Source organism: Actinomyces sp. Marseille-QA0893 (assembly GCF_976954355.1).
Genome location: NZ_CDRJSY010000004.1, coordinates 147,722 through 163,581, shown reverse-complemented (window position 1 = coordinate 163,581; position 15,860 = coordinate 147,722). Strand labels below are relative to the sequence as shown.

Sequence of the window (15,860 nt, the reverse complement as noted above, 5' to 3'; positions counted from 1 at the left end):
ATGGATGCGTACCGTTGATGGTATGCCTGTGTGGAGCCCCCACGCACCGCGTCGGATGGGAAACTGTCCCAACCTCTAAGGAATATCGTGACCACTTCGCCTGAACCGCAGGCCGTTGAGCCTGAAGTTGCCGCTGCACGTACTGTCGAACAACCAGGAACCCAGGAAATGTCGACCGATTTTGGTCGGATTGACTCGCAGGGAAATGTGTGGGTTAAGGACGGCGAAGAAGAGCGCATGATTGGCTCTTTCCCCGAAGGCCTGCCCGCAGATCCCTTTGCTCTGTATACGCGTCGTTACGCAGATCTTGAAGCTACGATCAAGCTTTTCGAAGATCGACTCGCTTCACTTGGTCCCAAGGAAATTGACCAGACTTTAGCAACCCTCAAGGAGGCAGTTGCCCTTCCTAACGCAATTGGCGATTTGCCGGCATTGCGTGCGCGCGTAGCCGCTGTCGAAGAACGTGCCCAGGCACGTAAGGAAGAGGCAAAGGAAGAGCGTCGCCTCGCAAAGGAACAGGCACTTGCCGAACGTACCTCTCTGGTCGAGCGCGCTGAAGCGATTTTGGCCAAGGAATCTTCGAAGATTCATTGGAAGCAATCAGGTCAGCTGCTTCGCGATCTCCTCGAAGAGTGGAAGCAGATGCAGCGCAGGGGTCCGCGCCTCGATAAGAGCACTGAGGACGAGCTCTGGAAGCGTTTTTCGGCAACCCGTACGCAGTTTGACCGCCGTCGCCGTCAGTACTTCTCTGAACTTGATGAGCGCCAAGGTCAGGCCAAGCGCGTGAAGGAAGAGATTATTGCTCGTGCTGAGGCGCTGAAGGATTCGACTAATTGGGGTGAAACTTCAGCTGCTTTCCGCGACCTGATGGAACAGTGGAAGCGCGCACCGCGAGCGTCCCGCCGTGAAGACGACGCGCTGTGGGCGCGGTTCCGTTCCGCTCAGCAGGCCTTCTTTGATGCTCGTCACCGTAATGATCTTGCAGTTGATTCCGAGTACCAGGCGAACTTGAGTGCAAAGGAAGAACTCCTCAAGGAAGCTGAAGCACTGCTTCCCATCACGAACCACGAGGAAGCTAAGTCTGCGCTTCGTTCGATTCAGGATCGTTGGGCAGAGATCGGTCGTGTTCCTTCTGAGCACTTCCGAAAGATCGAGTCTCGACTGCGCGCCGTTGAAGATGCTTTGCGCCAAGCGGAAGAAGCTGAGTGGCGTCGAACGAACCCCGAAACGCGCGCGCGTGCAACGGGAATGCTTGGACAACTTGAAGAACAGCTTGAGCAGCTGCGCGAAGACCTTGAGACCGCTAAGGCACAGGGTGACGATGCTCGCGTTCGTGAGTTGACGCAGGCCTTGGAAACCAAGAAGGCATGGTTCGACCAGATTTCCTCGACGCTCTCGTGAGCCAGGGAATTCGGATCCATGTGATCCCAACGCCCTTCTATGGTGCGAATTGCTACGTCATTTCGCCCCGAAGCGAAGGTAACGCGCCGGTTCAGTCTCTTGTTGTCGACCCTTCGTTCGGCGCTCGCGAAAAGATTCGAGAGGCACTGGAGGAAGACAACGCCTACGTGGGTGCGGTGTTGGCGACACACGGTCATGCCGACCACGTCTGGGATTGCGCAGAGATCGCCTCGTGGGCACCAGATGGTCCCGCTCCGGTGTGGATCCCCGGTCCTGACCTGTACCGCTTGGACGACCCGGCCTCGTACGTGAGCCTTCCGCTTCCTGAGGAAGTGAATGTGCCGTGGGTGAAGCCTGCGCTCATCAAAGAATGCCCAGTCGATACTCTCGAGTACGTTCGAGGTGTCTACTTGCGTATGGTTCCGGCCCCCGGACACACCGAAGGTTCAGCGCTCTTTTTGGGCGCATCGGAGCTCACTGTGTTCTGGAACGGTACTCGCGCTTTAGATACCGAGGTCGTTGTTCCTTGGGCGCTCAGTGGTGACGTCATTTTCGCGGGCTCTGTTGGCAGAACCGATATGCCCGGTGGTGACGAGACCCAAATGCGTCATTCCTTGCGTACGCTCGCCAATGTGATCGACCCGCAGACGATTCTCTTCCCTGGACACTCGGTTGCAACGACCATGGGGGATGAGCTGGAGTCAAACGCCTACCTTAGGCGCGCTCGAAGCATCGGTTAGGTACTTGCGCCGACATGTGAGCCGGCGCGTGAAAGAATAGGACTCATGGCACGTACTTCACTTTCAGGTTTCCCAGAGTGGCTCCCGCAGGGGCGCATCGTTGAACAGGCGATTTTGGACCACATTCGTTCGGTTTTCGAGCTTCACGGATTTGCGGGAATCGAAACTCGAGCTGTCGAGACTCTTGAGCAGCTTCAATCCAAGGGTGAAACCTCGAAAGAAATCTACGTTCTGGACCGTCTTCAAGCACTGAAGGAAGAAGGTGGACGTTCCTCAAAGGAACGCCAAATGGGCCTTCACTTTGACTTGACTGTTCCTTTTGCGCGTTACGTGATCGAGAACGCCAACGAGCTCGATTTTCCGTTTAAGCGTTATCAGATCCAAAAGGTCTGGCGCGGTGAACGTCCACAGGACGGGCGTTTCCGCGAGTTTACTCAGGCAGATATTGATGTTGTTGGTCTGGGTGAGCTTCCCTTCCACTACGAAGTGGATCTGCCCTTGGTGATGGCAGAAGCTTTGATGTCTTTGCCGATCCCTCCCGTTCACGTCTTGGTCAACAACCGCAAGGTTGTCCAGGGAATTTGTGAGGGTCTCGGCGTCGATGACGTTGAGTCTGCACTTCGCGGCCTCGATAAGCTCGATAAAATTGGACCCGAAGGTGTGGCTGAGGAGCTTGCCGAGGCCGGGCTTGAGCAGCCGCAAATTGAGGTGCTCTTGCGTATGGCGCAGATCCGTACCGAGGATTCCGAGCATCTGCGCTCGGAGGTGAACGCGCTGGGCGTATCGAGTGAAACACTCACTCAGGGCTTGGATGAACTGTGCGCATTGGTTGAGCAGGCTGGGGCAGCGATGCCGGGTGTTGTTCTGGCTGATCTGAAGATTGCTCGTGGACTGGATTACTACACGGGGTCCGTTTACGAAAGCGAAATCGTTGGGCACGAGGACTTGGGATCGATCTGTTCCGGCGGACGTTACGATTCTCTTGCCAAGGACGGAAAGCGAAGCTATCCCGGTGTCGGCCTCTCTATCGGCGTGTCTCGTTTGGTGTCACGAATCCTTTCGCAGGACATGGTGACAGCTTCTCGTAAGGTGCCTACCTGCGTTGTTATCGCAGTTGCTGACGAGGAACAGCGTCAACACTGCAACGCTCTGGCGACGATCCTGCGCAAGCGCGGGATTCCCACCGATGTTGCCCCCAGTGCGGCGAAGTTTGGCAAACAGATTAAGTTTGCTGACAAGCGGGGGATTCCCTTCGTATGGTTCCCGGGAAGCGAAGGCGAAGCGGATACCGTCAAGGACATCCGTTCAGGCGAGCAGGTTCAAGCCGATATCTACAATTGGCAGCCTCCGGCAGAAGACCTTCATCCCTCGATTGTTCCTACGCAAGACTCGAACGACTAAGCTTCAGGGTGCCTTCGGTGTGCGATCTCACCGGAGGCACCGCTGTCTTCACGCCCAAGTAACTGATAGCCTTGCAAGGCAACGAGGCGCAACCCAATGGTGGTCGAGTGCGTCTCGGCGGTGAAAACGGTGTGGGGTCGCGCGTCATCCGTGAAGTCGACCCAGAGCGACGCTAATTGTAAGGAAACTTGTGTCCACTGCGCCCGAAAACGCCACTGAAACGACCTTTGCTGATCTCGGCCTCCCCGATGATCTTCTCGCAGCCATTACCCAGATGGGGTATGAAGTTCCCACTCCGATCCAAGCCGAGGCAATTCCTGCACTTCTCGAACTGCACGATGTCGTTGGAATCGCTCAGACTGGCACGGGAAAGACCGCTGCATTTGGCTTGCCTCTTCTTGCCGTGATTGATTCAGATGAACGCCATGTGCAGGCACTTGTTCTTGCCCCCACGCGTGAGCTGGCAATGCAATCCGCACAGGCAATTTCGGATTTTGCTTCTCATAGTCGTGATATCGATGTTGTCCCGGTCTACGGTGGTTCCGCCTACGGACCGCAGATTGGCGCGCTCAAGCGCGGAGCCCAAGTTGTTGTAGGAACACCGGGGCGCGTCATTGATCTGATCGAAAAGGGTGCCTTGGATCTGAGCCAGGTCTCAATGCTTGTCCTTGACGAAGCTGATGAAATGCTTCGTATGGGATTCGCAGAAGACGTTGAAACCATTACGTCTTCTGTTCCTTCGGATCGCCTCACTGCGCTTTTTTCCGCGACTATGCCCGCCGCAATCGAAAAGATCGCACAGACGCATCTCAAGGATCCCCTCAAGATCGCTGTATCCGAAGAGTCATCGACGGTTGATACTATTCACCAGACCTATGCGGTGGTTCCCTACAAGCACAAGATCGGTGCTTTGTCACGGGTCCTAGCGACGCGAGCGCAGCACCAGAGCAACGAAGAATCCGACGCAGCGATCGTTTTTGTTCGCACGCGCCTCGATGTCGAGGAAATTTCACTCGAATTGAATTCTCGAGGATTTAAAGCGGCGGGTATTTCCGGTGACGTGGCACAAACCGAGCGCGAGCGCATGGTCGAGCGCTTGAAGAACGGTTCTTTGGACGTTTTGGTTGCGACCGACGTTGCTGCACGTGGCCTCGATGTCGAACGCATTGGTTTGGTCGTGAACTTCGATGTGCCTCGTGAAGCTGAGGCCTACGTTCACCGAATCGGACGAACAGGGCGCGCGGGACGTCAGGGGCGATCGCTCACCTTCTTCACGCCTCGTGAGCACTCTCGTCTTCGCAAGATTGAAAAGCTCACTGGAACTCAGATGGAAGAAGTTGAGATTCCTTCTCCCGCTGCGGTTTCCCAGTTCCGAGCCAGCCGGATTCTCGATTCGATCGGCGAGCGAATCGAGAAGGGACGTTTGGATCTCTACCGCACACTTCTTGACGAAATTCACGATACAACCTCGCTCGAGATTGAAGATATCGCCGCCGCACTCTTGGCCAAGGCCGTTGGTGATGAGGGGCCGAATGCACGAATTGCTGACGACCGACGCGGAAACGGCAAGATTCGCCGCGAAGAAGAACTCGATGAGTCCGGAGAATTTGCTCGGGCGAGCTTTGAAGGCGGCCGTGATCGTGAGCGTCCGCTTAAGGGACGTAAGACTTCGACAACGCCTCGTCACGCGGTGGGAACCGGTACTCGCTACCGCATTGAGGTCGGTAAGAAGGACCGCGTCAAGCCCGGTGCCATCGTCGGTGCAATCACCGGTGAAGGTGGTATTTCAGGGGCAGATATCGGCCACATCGATATTTACCCGACTTTCTCTTTGGTTGAGATTCACACAGATCTCAGTGCAGATTCCATGACGCGCATTTCCAAGGCTCATGTTTCTGGACGAGCCTTGCGAATCCGTGTCGATGAAGGCCCCGATGGCAAATCACACGCGCCTAAGAAGAGTCCGATTGCGCGTAAGGAATCCCGAGAAGGCAGCCATCGCCTCGACCGGGGACGCGGGCGTCATCTTCCGCATTCTGAGGAGCACCGCTTTGATGATCGCCGAGGCGAGCGTCGCTTTGGGGATCGCGAACGTTCGACGCGTGGTGGTCGCTTTGCGCAGCCGCAGCGCAAGTCAGCCTCGAAGAAGGTAGCTAAGCGCCGCTTCGGTCGCTGAGTCGGACGAGGAACTTACACGGACGCGCGGGGGAGGAGGTCTTCCTCGCGCGTTCGCATTGCTGCGAAGACTCCCACGACAGCGATCGAAAGCGCGATGAAGGTTGCGGGAAGATAAGCAATGGGACCCGTGAAGCCAATAGCGTTCCAGAGAGCTAGCGCAAGAGAGACAAAAGCAAGCTCGACGGCTGCGCCTGCTGAATCAGCAACCTGAAGCCACGAAGATGCCCGTCCGTGCATTGAAGGATCGGTTGAACCCAAGGTGAAGTCAGAAATCGTTGAGTGCGTGAAACCGACACCGATACCAGACAAAAGCCAAGCAATAAAGACAGGCCATTTCGGTAGGGACGGGTTGAGAAGCATCGACAGGGGAGCAAGACCGATCACGATCATGCAGGAACCAATTTTGGGAAGCAGAAGGCGCACGCGTCGATTCTTAAACTGCGACTGAATGAAAGCGCCGCTCGCCCATGAAAGCGTCGCGATAGTAACGGCAAGTGAAGCCGTATTCGCGCTCCACCCGTGGATGCGCTGAAGAAGAAGCGGCATGACGACTTCCGCACCGGTCACTGCCCCCATCATGAGAAGACGCGTCATGACAAGAGCGGGGATTCCGCGCTTGAGCCTGAAGGTTCCCTTTGGGAGCAGACGAGGCAGGGTAAAGATTGAGAGCACGAAGCCGAGGGCTCCAACCGCTGACATTGCCCACACCGACTGGAAAGTTCCCGAGATCTGTAAGAGGAAGACACCCAAACCTGAGCCCAAAGCCAAGCGAAGGAAACGCGCAGAGGGGAGACGCCCCTGAGGCGTACTGACCAGTCCCTTGAGAACCGAGTGCAAGGGAATGGCTCCAAAAATTGCCAGGAAGGGTGCGACTCCGAAAACAATTCGCCATCCCCAATAAGTCGCGACGAATCCGGCAAGAGCGGGCCCGACTAATGCGGGGAAGACCCACGAGAGTGAGAATGCTGCAAAATAACGCGGACGGTGCAGGGGAGTGGCTATCGCCCCGACAAGCACGTAGAGGGGGACGATGATAAATCCTCCTCCAAGACCCTGGACGAGACGGCCAAGAACGAAGACTGCGATATGGGGTGAAAAGGCGCTGATCAGTAATCCGACGCAGAAAAGTATGAGTCCCCATGCAAAGACTTTTTTGACACCGATCGCGTCGCTGAGTCCACCGGCGAGAACGTTGGCAATGAGGTTCGTAATGAGCGCGGTTCCCGAGGCTACTGCAAACCAAGAGTCTGCATGGAAAGACGCAACGACGTTCGGCATGATTGTCGTTGTTGCAAGCGATTCAAAAGCGGAAAGCGTGATCAAGATGACTGCGGAGAGCATGAGCCCTTTTTCGGCACTCGACCACGCCTGAGAATCGGAGCGTGAACCCATAGCAACACACGTTACACACTTTCGAGGGTCACTTCTACAATGCTTGCCTGATCAACTGCACGTGCGCACAGGTATTTTCCCGGCTCATCGGCGCGAAAGGAGTATGATGTCCGTGCCGCCGCTCGTCTCGCGGATGGTACCAACGAAAGGAAAAACAGTGCTTCGCACTCACAATATTGGAACGCTTGGCCTTGACCTTGTCGGCCAAACCGTCACCCTGACCGGATGGGTCGATCGACGCCGCGACCACGGCGGCGTGGCATTCATTGATCTTCGTGATGCCTCGGGAATTGCACAGGTGGTCGTTCGCGATGAACGCGTTGCCCACGAACTGCGCAGCGAGTTCGTTTTGAAAGTAACCGGAGAGGTCTGCGCTCGCCCCGAAGGCAATGAAAACCCGAATCTTGCAACGGGCGCCATTGAAGTGATGGGCGATGACATTGAGATTCTCAATACCTCGGCACCTCTTCCTTTCCAGGTTTCTTCCAACGCTGAAGATTCAGGCAATGTTGGTGAGGAAACCCGACTGAAGTACCGCTACCTCGATCTGCGCCGCGAACCGGAACAATACGCGTTGCGCCTGCGCTCGAAGGTCTCACGTGCGGCCCGCGATACTCTTTACGCTCACGATTTCGTCGAAATTGAAACGCCGACGCTGACACGTTCCACACCCGAAGGTGCGCGTGACTTCATTGTTCCTGCACGTCTGGCTCCCGGTTCGTGGTACGCGCTTCCGCAGTCTCCTCAGCTTTTCAAGCAGATGCTGATGGTCGCCGGAATGGAACGCTACTTCCAGATCGCGCGTTGCTACCGTGATGAGGACTTCCGCGCGGACCGCCAGCCCGAGTTTACCCAGCTTGATATCGAGATGAGCTTCGTCGATCAGGACGACGTGATCGCAGTTGCCGAAGAGATCATGAAGAATGTCTGGGCGCTCATTGGCTATGACCTCCAGACTCCGATTCCTCGCATGACCTTCAAAGATGCCATGGAGAAGTACGGTTCGGATAAGCCTGACCTGCGTTTCGGGTACCAGCTTGTTGACCTGACCGAGTACTTCAAGGACACGACTTTCCGTGTCTTCCAGGCACCCTACGTCGGCGCGGTTGTTATGCCCGGTGGTGGTTCTCAGCCTCGCCGTACCTTCGACAAGTGGCAGGAATGGGCCAAGGCGCGCGGCGCCAAGGGACTTGCTTACGTCACGATCGACGACGAAGGAAACCTGGGCGGCCCGGTTGCAAAGAACATTACCGAAGCTGAGCGCGCTGGCCTCGCCGAGGCAACTGGCGCCAAGCCCGGTGACTGCATCTTCTTCGCTGCCGGTAAGCCCACCGCCTCGCGCGAGCTGCTTGGTGCCGCTCGCTTGGAGATCGGCAAGCGGTGCAACCTTATCGATCCCGATGCTTGGGCGTTCACGTGGGTTGTCGACGCACCTCTGTTCAAGCCGACCGGAGATGCCGAGGCCGAGGGTGACGTTGCGCTTGGACACAGCGCATGGACGGCAGTCCATCACGCCTTCACTTCGCCAAAGCCCGAATGGCTCGACACCTTCGATCAGGATCCTGGAAACGCTCTGGCTTACGCTTACGACATTGTCTGCAACGGTAATGAAATCGGTGGTGGCTCGATCCGTATCCATCGTCGTGATGTCCAAAACCGTGTCTTTAAGGTGATGGGAATCGGAGAGGAAGAAGCACAAACACAGTTCGGGTTCCTCCTCGATGCCTTCAAGTTCGGTGCTCCGCCGCACGGTGGCATTGCCTTTGGGTGGGACCGAATCGTGTCCTTGCTGACCAAATCCGAATCGATTCGTGACGTCATTGCCTTCCCGAAGTCGGGTGGTGGCTATGATCCGTTGACCGATGCTCCTGCACCCATTACTCCTGCACAGCGTAAGGAAGCTGGCGTTGACGCGAAGCCGAAGAGACGCGGTGAGGAAGATGCTCAAGCGTCAGGCGAAAAGCAGGGCGCCTAAGGAATTGATTTCTCAGTGATTTTGGGGTGGATGATGCGCATCATCCACCCCAAAATTCTGATGAATGCAAGTAGGCACAAGGCCTCTCAAAGGATTAGGCTAGTCCTTCAGCAGGACTCGATGCCGATTCCCAGGAGTGAAACGAGATGGCTATTCTTCCCCCGCATCTTTTACCGTCCGCTGTAGTTGCACCACCTTCTCAGCAGGTGGTAAGCGGGACATGCTGGAGAATTCAGGTCCTCTCGGACACAGTGATTCGGCTTGAGTGGGATCCGCGAGGAGACTTTGTTGATGGGCCAACTCAGATGATGGCTCAGCGAGAGTGCGTTTCTCCGAAGGAACTGCGTATCGACCGTGACCCCTCGGGCTCGATCACTATTGAAACTGCACATATGCACTTTCACTACGACGGTGAAGCTCCCAGTTCTAATGGACTCTGGGCACAGGTACGCGAAGAAGACAGCTGGGGTGGAACGTGGCGATGGGGGACAGACCGGGAGTTTCCTTGGCTTCAGGGTCGAAACCTGCGAGGGACCTGCCGCACTCTTGACACGGTCGATGGCAGATGCGAACTCGACCGAGGGGTCGTCGATGGCCGGGGAATAGTCTCTCTTATGGACGACACCTGCCCGGTGGATGAAGACGGTAACTTCTTGCCTTCACGGCCCGAGCATACAGATATTTATATCTTTGCAGCAGGTGGAGATTTCCCCGAGGCCGTTCGTTCTTTCTATCGTCTGAGCGGGCCTCAAGCGATTCTTCCTCGCTTTGCCTTGGGCAATTGGTGGAGTCGCTATCACCGATACAGTGAAGAAGAATATCTGCGGGTTATGGATGATTTTGCTTCCCGCGCGGTCCCTGTATCTGTTGCAGTGATCGACATGGATTGGCATATCACTGAGCCTCCGGAAGGAGCAGGCTCTGGGTGGACTGGATACACCTGGGACCCGCAGCTCTTCCCGAATCCCGAGCGTTTCCTCTCCTCCCTTCATTCGCGTGGCCTTCACACTTCGCTGAACCTGCATCCAGCGGATGGAATCCGTTATTTCGAGGACGGATACGAGCGTCTTGCGACTCGCATGGGAATTGACCCCGAGTCTCGTCAGACGGTGCTTTTTGATCCTGCGAATCCGGAGTTTATGCTCGCCTATTTTGAAGAGATCCTGCATCCTCTTGAGGATCAGGGAGTCGATTTTTGGTGGGTTGATTGGCAGCAGGGAGAACACACTTCAACACGTGGCCTTGATCCGTTGTGGGTACTGAATCACTACCACTATCTCGATAGCGCGCACCGCCATGGGCGAGGACTCACTCTTTCGCGCTACTGCGGTCCGGGTTCTCAGCGCTACCCGCTGGGCTTCTCCGGCGATACCTATATCACGTGGGACTCTTTGAACTTCCAGCCGGAGTTTACTGCGACCGCTTCGAATATCGGATACGGCTGGTGGAGTCACGATATTGGCGGCCATATGCTTGGGCGTCGTGATCCCGAATTGGAGACGCGTTGGGTGGAAAGCGGCGTCTTTAGCCCGATCATGAGGCTTCACTCATCGAATAATCCCTTCACTCGCAAAGAACCCTGGGTCTTCGATGAGCCGCACTGCGATATCCAAGAGGAATATCTGCGCCTGCGACACCGCCTGGTCGGGTATTTGCATTCCGAGCAGCTTAACGGACGTGAAGAACTGCTCCCGCTGATCCGCCCGATGTATTGGGAACATGATGGCCATGAGCAGTCATGGGAAGTCCCCAATTGCTTCCGTTTCGGTAGCCAGATGATTGTCGCGCCGGTGACGTCTCCTTCTTACGAGGCCACCGGTAAGAGCGTGAGCAACGCTTGGTTGCCAGAGGGAACCTGGGTTGATTTGATGGCGAATCTCGCCTATGCGGGAGATCGAACGATCGCGTGTTGGTCCGATCTGGGGCGCACTCCGCTTTTTGCTCGGGCGGGAAGTGTTATTCCCCTGTGCGGTCGCGCAGCGAAGCCTGAATCGGACGGTGTTCTTGGAGCCTTGGGACGCCAATCATATGTCGGTGTTGAGAATCCTGATGCTCTTGAGATCTTGGTTGTAACAGGTGCCGATGGCGATTATGAATTGCTCGAGGACCGTGACAGTGATGAGAGCCTCGTTCGAACAAAGATTCACTGGAATGATAATGAGGGAATCTTGCGAGTCGAGGCAGCTGTGGGAGATTTGGGATCTCTTCCCCAGCAGCGAGAACTGTCTCTTCGTCTTCTTGGCCCGAACGTCCACGCCGAACTCATAGAGTTGGGGACTTTCCTTCCGGCGCAGGGCGCTCAATTCCTGGTGACCCGTGAGGCTATGAGCGAAAAAGACAAGCGTACGCGCGAAATCCATCGGATTTTGACACACGCCCGCTGTGAGGTTGAACTTTTGACCCGCTTGGACTCATGCTGGAACCAAGGGCTTGGCAGTTTCCTTGCAGCTCTTAATCATGAGGATATTCCGCACGATCTGCGCGATGCTTTGACTCAGATTGCCATTGCGTCAGACCTCGAGTGAATGAAGGAACATCATGTCTTTTGTTGAAATTCATCCCGAGAATCCGCAGACTCGCCTTGTTGATCGCGTCGTCGATGTGCTCAACTCCGGTGGGCTAGTTGCTATACCGACAGATTCGGGTTACGCGCTCGCGTGTGTACTGGGAAATAAATCTGGAATTGATCGTATCCGCGTCATTCGTCGCCTTGACGAGAAGCACAACTACTCACTTCTTTGTGATACTTTTGCGCGCCTTGGTGACTTGGTCATTATGGACAACTCGCAGTTTCGTGCGATGAAAGCCTCGACTCCGGGGCCTTATACCTTCATTCTCCCCGGAACTAAAGAAGTTCCCCGAATGACGCTTAACAAGAAGAAGCACACTATTGGTGTACGTATTCCAGACCACCGCGTCGTTCAGTCAATCCTGTCTGCCCTCGGCCAGCCTCTGGTCGCTTCATCGCTGATTCTTCCAGGGCAGAGCGACGTTATGAGTGATGGCTTTGAGGTTGATGACAAGATTGGCTCTCAAGTTGACCTAGTCGTTGTGGCACCGGTCGGCGGTGACGAGGCAACATCGGTTATTGATTACACCGATGGTAGCGCGCGTATTGCCCGGCGTGGAGCTGGAGACTTAAGTTTGTGGGAGTAACAGCACATCTCTTCTACGCGCATTATTGCCGGAATCGACAGTGAAAACAGATAGCATGAGAGGGTTATGAAAAAGCTATCCCTCAAACTGTCGGTCCTCCTTGGAATCACGGTTGTTGCCCTTATCGCCCTTGGCGTGTCTGGGTGGTTCTACTCAGCGCATGCGCTCCCGCGCACGTCCTTAGCTGGGCAATCGATCTCTTCTTTGTCTCAACAGCAGGTTGAAGATCAGCTCCGTCAAAGGGTTGATTCCGCAAAAGTGACCTTAACTGTTGCAGAGCAGACGCGTGAAGCTTCGCTTTCAGATCTGGGAATCTCGGTTGATGTTCCCGCAACCGTAGATGCGGCTTTTTCTGAGAATCGAAGTCTATTTTCCCGTTTTCGCGGGCTCTTCCGCTCGCGTTCGATTACACCTGTCGTGAACTTCGACCAGTCGAAGCTCGCCGCTTTCGGCACTGCTTTAACCTCACAGGTGGGAACGCCGATGAGCGATGCCCACCTCAAGGTCAGTGATGACGGTACTACCTTCGAAGTTGTTCCCGCACAAGAGGGAATTACTATCGAGAGCTCCGAACTCACGAAAGTTCAGCAAGAAGTTGCCACGGATTTGGGGACACAAGGACGTTCGATTCCAGTTGAGGTTCGTAAACCTCAAGTGACAACCGAAAGGGCTGAGGAAGCAAAGACGCAGGCGATGGCTTTGATAGCTCCCAGCGTGACGATCACTGATGGAATTGATGACTTCACTGCCTCGCAACAAGACAAGATGAAGTGGGTCAAGGTCAGTGTCGAAGGAGACAAAGCGGCAGTGCTTGATTCCCAGGCTCTTTCAGCTTGGGTTAATGAGCTTGCGAAGTCGACGAACGTTGAATCTGAAAAGGGAATCCAGGGTGTCAATAGCCGTGGGGACGTCGTGGGTGTACTCAAGGCGGGTACCGTCGGTTACCGCGCAAATAACACTGAATCAGTGATTTCTGGAATCGAAGATGCTCTGAAGAACGGGAAGTCCTATTCGGGCGACTTTGACTATGACAAGGTTGAACCCGAATATGATCGCCAAGATATCCCTGATGGTTACGGCGACGATGTCTACCAAGCCTCTGCTGGTGAAAAGTGGATCGATATTGATCTGTCAAAGAACACTGTTTCGGCTTATGAAGGTCGCACCATTGTGCATGGCCCGACTCCGATGGTTCCCGGAGCTCCCAATACTCCAACCGTTACGGGTAAGTTCCACGTCTATCTCCAGTATCAATCTCAAACAATGGAGGGAGAGAACGCCGACGGCACTCCCTACAAAACCGAAGGTGTTCCTTGGGTAACATACTTCTACGGGGGATATGCGATGCACGGAGCACCGTGGCGGTCCTCTTTCGGTTGGTCGGGCTATGGAGGCTCTCACGGGTGCGTCAATATGCCTGTCGACGCCGCCCATTGGATTTACGAATGGGCAGATAACGGCACCGTTGTCATCAGCCACTACTAAATCGGGGAGTGAAGATGGATCTCTTTGATTCACAGGGAATCGAAGAATTCGGGACCCCTGTGGTTGATGAACATGCTCCGCTGGCAGTTCGGATGCGTCCTCAGAGCATCGAGGAAATCGTTGGCCAGCAGCATCTTTTGAAACCGGGGTCGCCTCTGCGCAGACTCCTCACTCCAAGTACTGATTCCCCCGCAGGCTTGAGTTCCGTAATTCTTTGGGGGCCTCCCGGGACGGGGAAGACGACTCTTGCCTACCTTATTGCGCGCGCATCGGGGCGTAGATTCTGTGAAGTATCTGCAGTTATCTCCGGAGTGAAAGACCTTCGTGACGTGATTGCGCAAGCGCGCCGAGGACTAACTTCGACAGGAGAAGAGACAATCCTCTTTGTCGATGAAGTTCACCGCTTTTCTAAATCGCAGCAAGATGCCCTTCTTCCGGCGGTCGAAAATCGCTGGGTTACTTTGGTTGCTGCCACGACCGAAAATCCTTCATTCTCGGTAATTTCCCCCCTACTCTCGCGCTCTCTTTTACTGACTTTGCATGCGCTCACCAGCGAAGATCTTTCTCTTTTGCTTGATCGTGCTCTTGCCAGTGATATGGGCTTGAAAGCGCTCTTTGACCTGTCTGATGACGCTCGTGCTGGCCTTTTGCGCTTGGCTGGCGCAGATGCGCGCAAGGCGCTCACCCTCCTCGAGGCGGCTGCGGCCTCGCGCGCGGAAAAGAGCGAAGCCGCGGCGGAGAATGCGCAGGAGCCTTGGATGATCGACGCCGACGATGTCGAAAATGCTGCAAATCAGGCTTTGGTTCGTTGGGATCAAGATCAGCACTACGATGTTGCCAGCGCTTTTATTAAGTCCATGCGCGGCTCAGATGTTAACGCAGCGTTGCACTACCTCGCGCGGATGATTGAAGCGGGGGAGGACCCACGTTTCATTGCCAGGCGCGTCATGATCTGCGCTGCTGAAGATGTTGGTATGGCTGCTCCCGAGGTGCTGACAACCGCCGTTTCAGCCGCGCAAGCAGTTCAAATGATCGGCATGCCTGAAGCGCGGATCATTCTGAGCGAAGCAGTCATTGCCGTCACAGTGGCGCCGAAATCAAATCGCGCTTATCTGGCGATTGATGCTGCGCTGGCCGATATTCGACGGGGCAAGGGATCAGCAGTGCCCCCGCACCTGCGCGATGCTCACTACAGTGGAGCTTCACGTTTAGGACATGGCGTTGACTACATCTACTCTCACGATGCCCCTCACCATGTTGCGGCGCAGCAGTACCTACCCGACGATCTTGTTGGTACTTCGTACTACGAGCCGACGATGAACGGCAATGAGGCTATCCTCACTAAACGGCTTGCAGTGCTTCGTGAACTATTAAAAGTACGCTAGACTGATCCGGTTGCCCGTATGGGCGACATATACCTGGGGTCTTAGCCGACGGCACAATGCCTGGAGTTGACCCCGCATCCGCATCGCGGGTGCGACATCAGAGACAGGAAAGGTCATTTAATGGCTCACAATCGTTCACGCAAGCAGGTGCGCGAATCCCGCGCCCTTGGCTTCGCACTCACCCCGAAGGCAGTTCGCTACTTCGAGAAGCGTCCTTACGGCCCCGGTGAACACGGCCGTAGCCGTCGCCGTCAAGAATCTGACTACGCGGTTCGTCTGAAGGAAAAGCAGCGTCTTCGTGCACAGTACGGCATCCGCGAGGCGCAGATGCGTCACGTCTTCGAAGAGGCACGCCGCAGCGCAGGTCTGACCGGTGAAAACCTGGTTGAGCTCCTGGAAATGCGTCTTGATGCTCTGGTTCTGCGCGCTGGCTTTGCTCGCACCATCCAGCAGGCTCGTCAGTTCGTCGTTCACCGTCACATCATGGTTGACGGCAAGATCGTCGATCGTCCGTCCTTCCGCGTGAAGCCCGGACAGACCATCCAGGTCAAGCCCAAGTCTCAGACCACCGTCCCCTTCGAGATTGCAGCCGAGGGCGTCCACCGCGATGCACTTCCTGCAACCCCCGATTACCTGGACGTTGAGCTCTCTCGCCTGAAGGCAACGCTCGTGCGTCGCCCGAAGCGTGCAGAGGTTCCCGTCACCTGCGACGTGCAGATGGTCGTCGAACACTACTCGCGCTGATTG

General features: G+C 55.6%; 11 protein-coding genes. 10 read left to right on the top strand and 1 reads right to left on the bottom strand.

Annotation, left to right across the window (positions count from 1 at the left end):
* The first annotated feature begins 87 nt into the window (after positions 1-87).
* From ACWNMW_RS06265 to ACWNMW_RS06250, 4 genes are all read left to right on the top strand, one after another.
* A complete protein-coding gene (locus tag ACWNMW_RS06265; protein ID WP_295894639.1) occupies positions 88-1,401 on the top strand; it encodes a DUF349 domain-containing protein in 1,314 nt (437 codons plus the stop codon).
* An 8-nt stretch (positions 1,402-1,409) separates the two neighbouring features.
* The gene (locus tag ACWNMW_RS06260; RefSeq protein WP_449490401.1) at positions 1,410-2,141 is read left to right on the top strand and encodes an MBL fold metallo-hydrolase; all 732 of its coding nucleotides are present in this window, start codon (positions 1,410-1,412) and stop codon (positions 2,139-2,141) included.
* Positions 2,142-2,186: 45 nt separating this feature from the next.
* Positions 2,187-3,542, top strand: coding sequence for a histidine--tRNA ligase (hisS, locus tag ACWNMW_RS06255; RefSeq protein ID WP_449490383.1), 1,356 nt, complete (start codon positions 2,187-2,189; stop codon positions 3,540-3,542).
* Positions 3,543-3,732: 190 nt separating this feature from the next.
* The gene (locus ACWNMW_RS06250; RefSeq protein WP_449490382.1) at positions 3,733-5,718 is read left to right on the top strand and encodes a DEAD/DEAH box helicase; all 1,986 of its coding nucleotides are present in this window, start codon (positions 3,733-3,735) and stop codon (positions 5,716-5,718) included.
* A gap of 14 nt (positions 5,719-5,732) precedes the next feature.
* Here ACWNMW_RS06250 and ACWNMW_RS06245 read toward each other — a convergent pair whose 3' ends face one another.
* Entirely contained in the window at positions 5,733-7,112 is a 1,380-nt protein-coding gene (locus ACWNMW_RS06245; RefSeq protein WP_052040922.1) for an MFS transporter, read from the bottom strand.
* Between the two features lie 157 nt (positions 7,113-7,269).
* Between ACWNMW_RS06245 and aspS the strand changes: the two genes are divergently transcribed.
* The 6 genes from aspS to rpsD all read left to right on the top strand — a co-directional run bounded on the left by aspS (position 7,270) and on the right by rpsD (position 15,857).
* Positions 7,270-9,087: an aspartate--tRNA ligase gene (gene aspS, locus ACWNMW_RS06240; protein ID WP_449490381.1), complete on the top strand. Its 1,818-nt coding sequence runs from the start codon at positions 7,270-7,272 to the stop codon at positions 9,085-9,087.
* 251 nt (positions 9,088-9,338) lie between these two features.
* Positions 9,339-11,612 (top strand): glycoside hydrolase family 31 protein, encoded by a 2,274-nt coding sequence (locus ACWNMW_RS06235; RefSeq protein WP_449490380.1) that lies wholly within the window; start codon positions 9,339-9,341, stop codon positions 11,610-11,612.
* Positions 11,613-11,625: 13 nt separating this feature from the next.
* Complete coding sequence (locus ACWNMW_RS06230) at positions 11,626-12,243, top strand: L-threonylcarbamoyladenylate synthase (protein WP_034503451.1); 618 nt, start codon at positions 11,626-11,628, stop codon at positions 12,241-12,243.
* Positions 12,244-12,309: 66 nt separating this feature from the next.
* Positions 12,310-13,728 (top strand): L,D-transpeptidase family protein, encoded by a 1,419-nt coding sequence (locus ACWNMW_RS06225; RefSeq protein ID WP_295892234.1) that lies wholly within the window; start codon positions 12,310-12,312, stop codon positions 13,726-13,728.
* A gap of 14 nt (positions 13,729-13,742) precedes the next feature.
* On the top strand, positions 13,743-15,113 hold the full coding sequence (locus tag ACWNMW_RS06220; protein ID WP_449490379.1) for a replication-associated recombination protein A: 1,371 nt from the start codon (positions 13,743-13,745) through the stop codon (positions 15,111-15,113).
* Positions 15,114-15,233: 120 nt separating this feature from the next.
* On the top strand, positions 15,234-15,857 hold the full coding sequence (gene rpsD / locus ACWNMW_RS06215) for a 30S ribosomal protein S4 (protein WP_034503441.1): 624 nt from the start codon (positions 15,234-15,236) through the stop codon (positions 15,855-15,857).
* Positions 15,858-15,860 lie beyond the last annotated feature (3 nt).

Bases quoted from the DNA above. Each gene is read 5' to 3' on its own strand.
- ACWNMW_RS06230 (WP_034503451.1), top strand. From the start codon at position 11,626: ATGTCTTTTGTTGAAATTCATCCCGAGAATCCGCAGACTCGCCTTGTT.
- hisS (WP_449490383.1), top strand. From the start codon at position 2,187: ATGGCACGTACTTCACTTTCAGGTTTCCCAGAGTGGCTCCCGCAGGGG.
- ACWNMW_RS06220 (WP_449490379.1), top strand. From the start codon at position 13,743: ATGGATCTCTTTGATTCACAGGGAATCGAAGAATTCGGGACCCCTGTG.
- ACWNMW_RS06245 (WP_052040922.1), bottom strand. From the start codon at position 7,112: ATGGGTTCACGCTCCGATTCTCAGGCGTGGTCGAGTGCCGAAAAAGGG.
- ACWNMW_RS06225 (WP_295892234.1), top strand. From the start codon at position 12,310: ATGAAAAAGCTATCCCTCAAACTGTCGGTCCTCCTTGGAATCACGGTT.
- rpsD (WP_034503441.1), top strand. From the start codon at position 15,234: ATGGCTCACAATCGTTCACGCAAGCAGGTGCGCGAATCCCGCGCCCTT.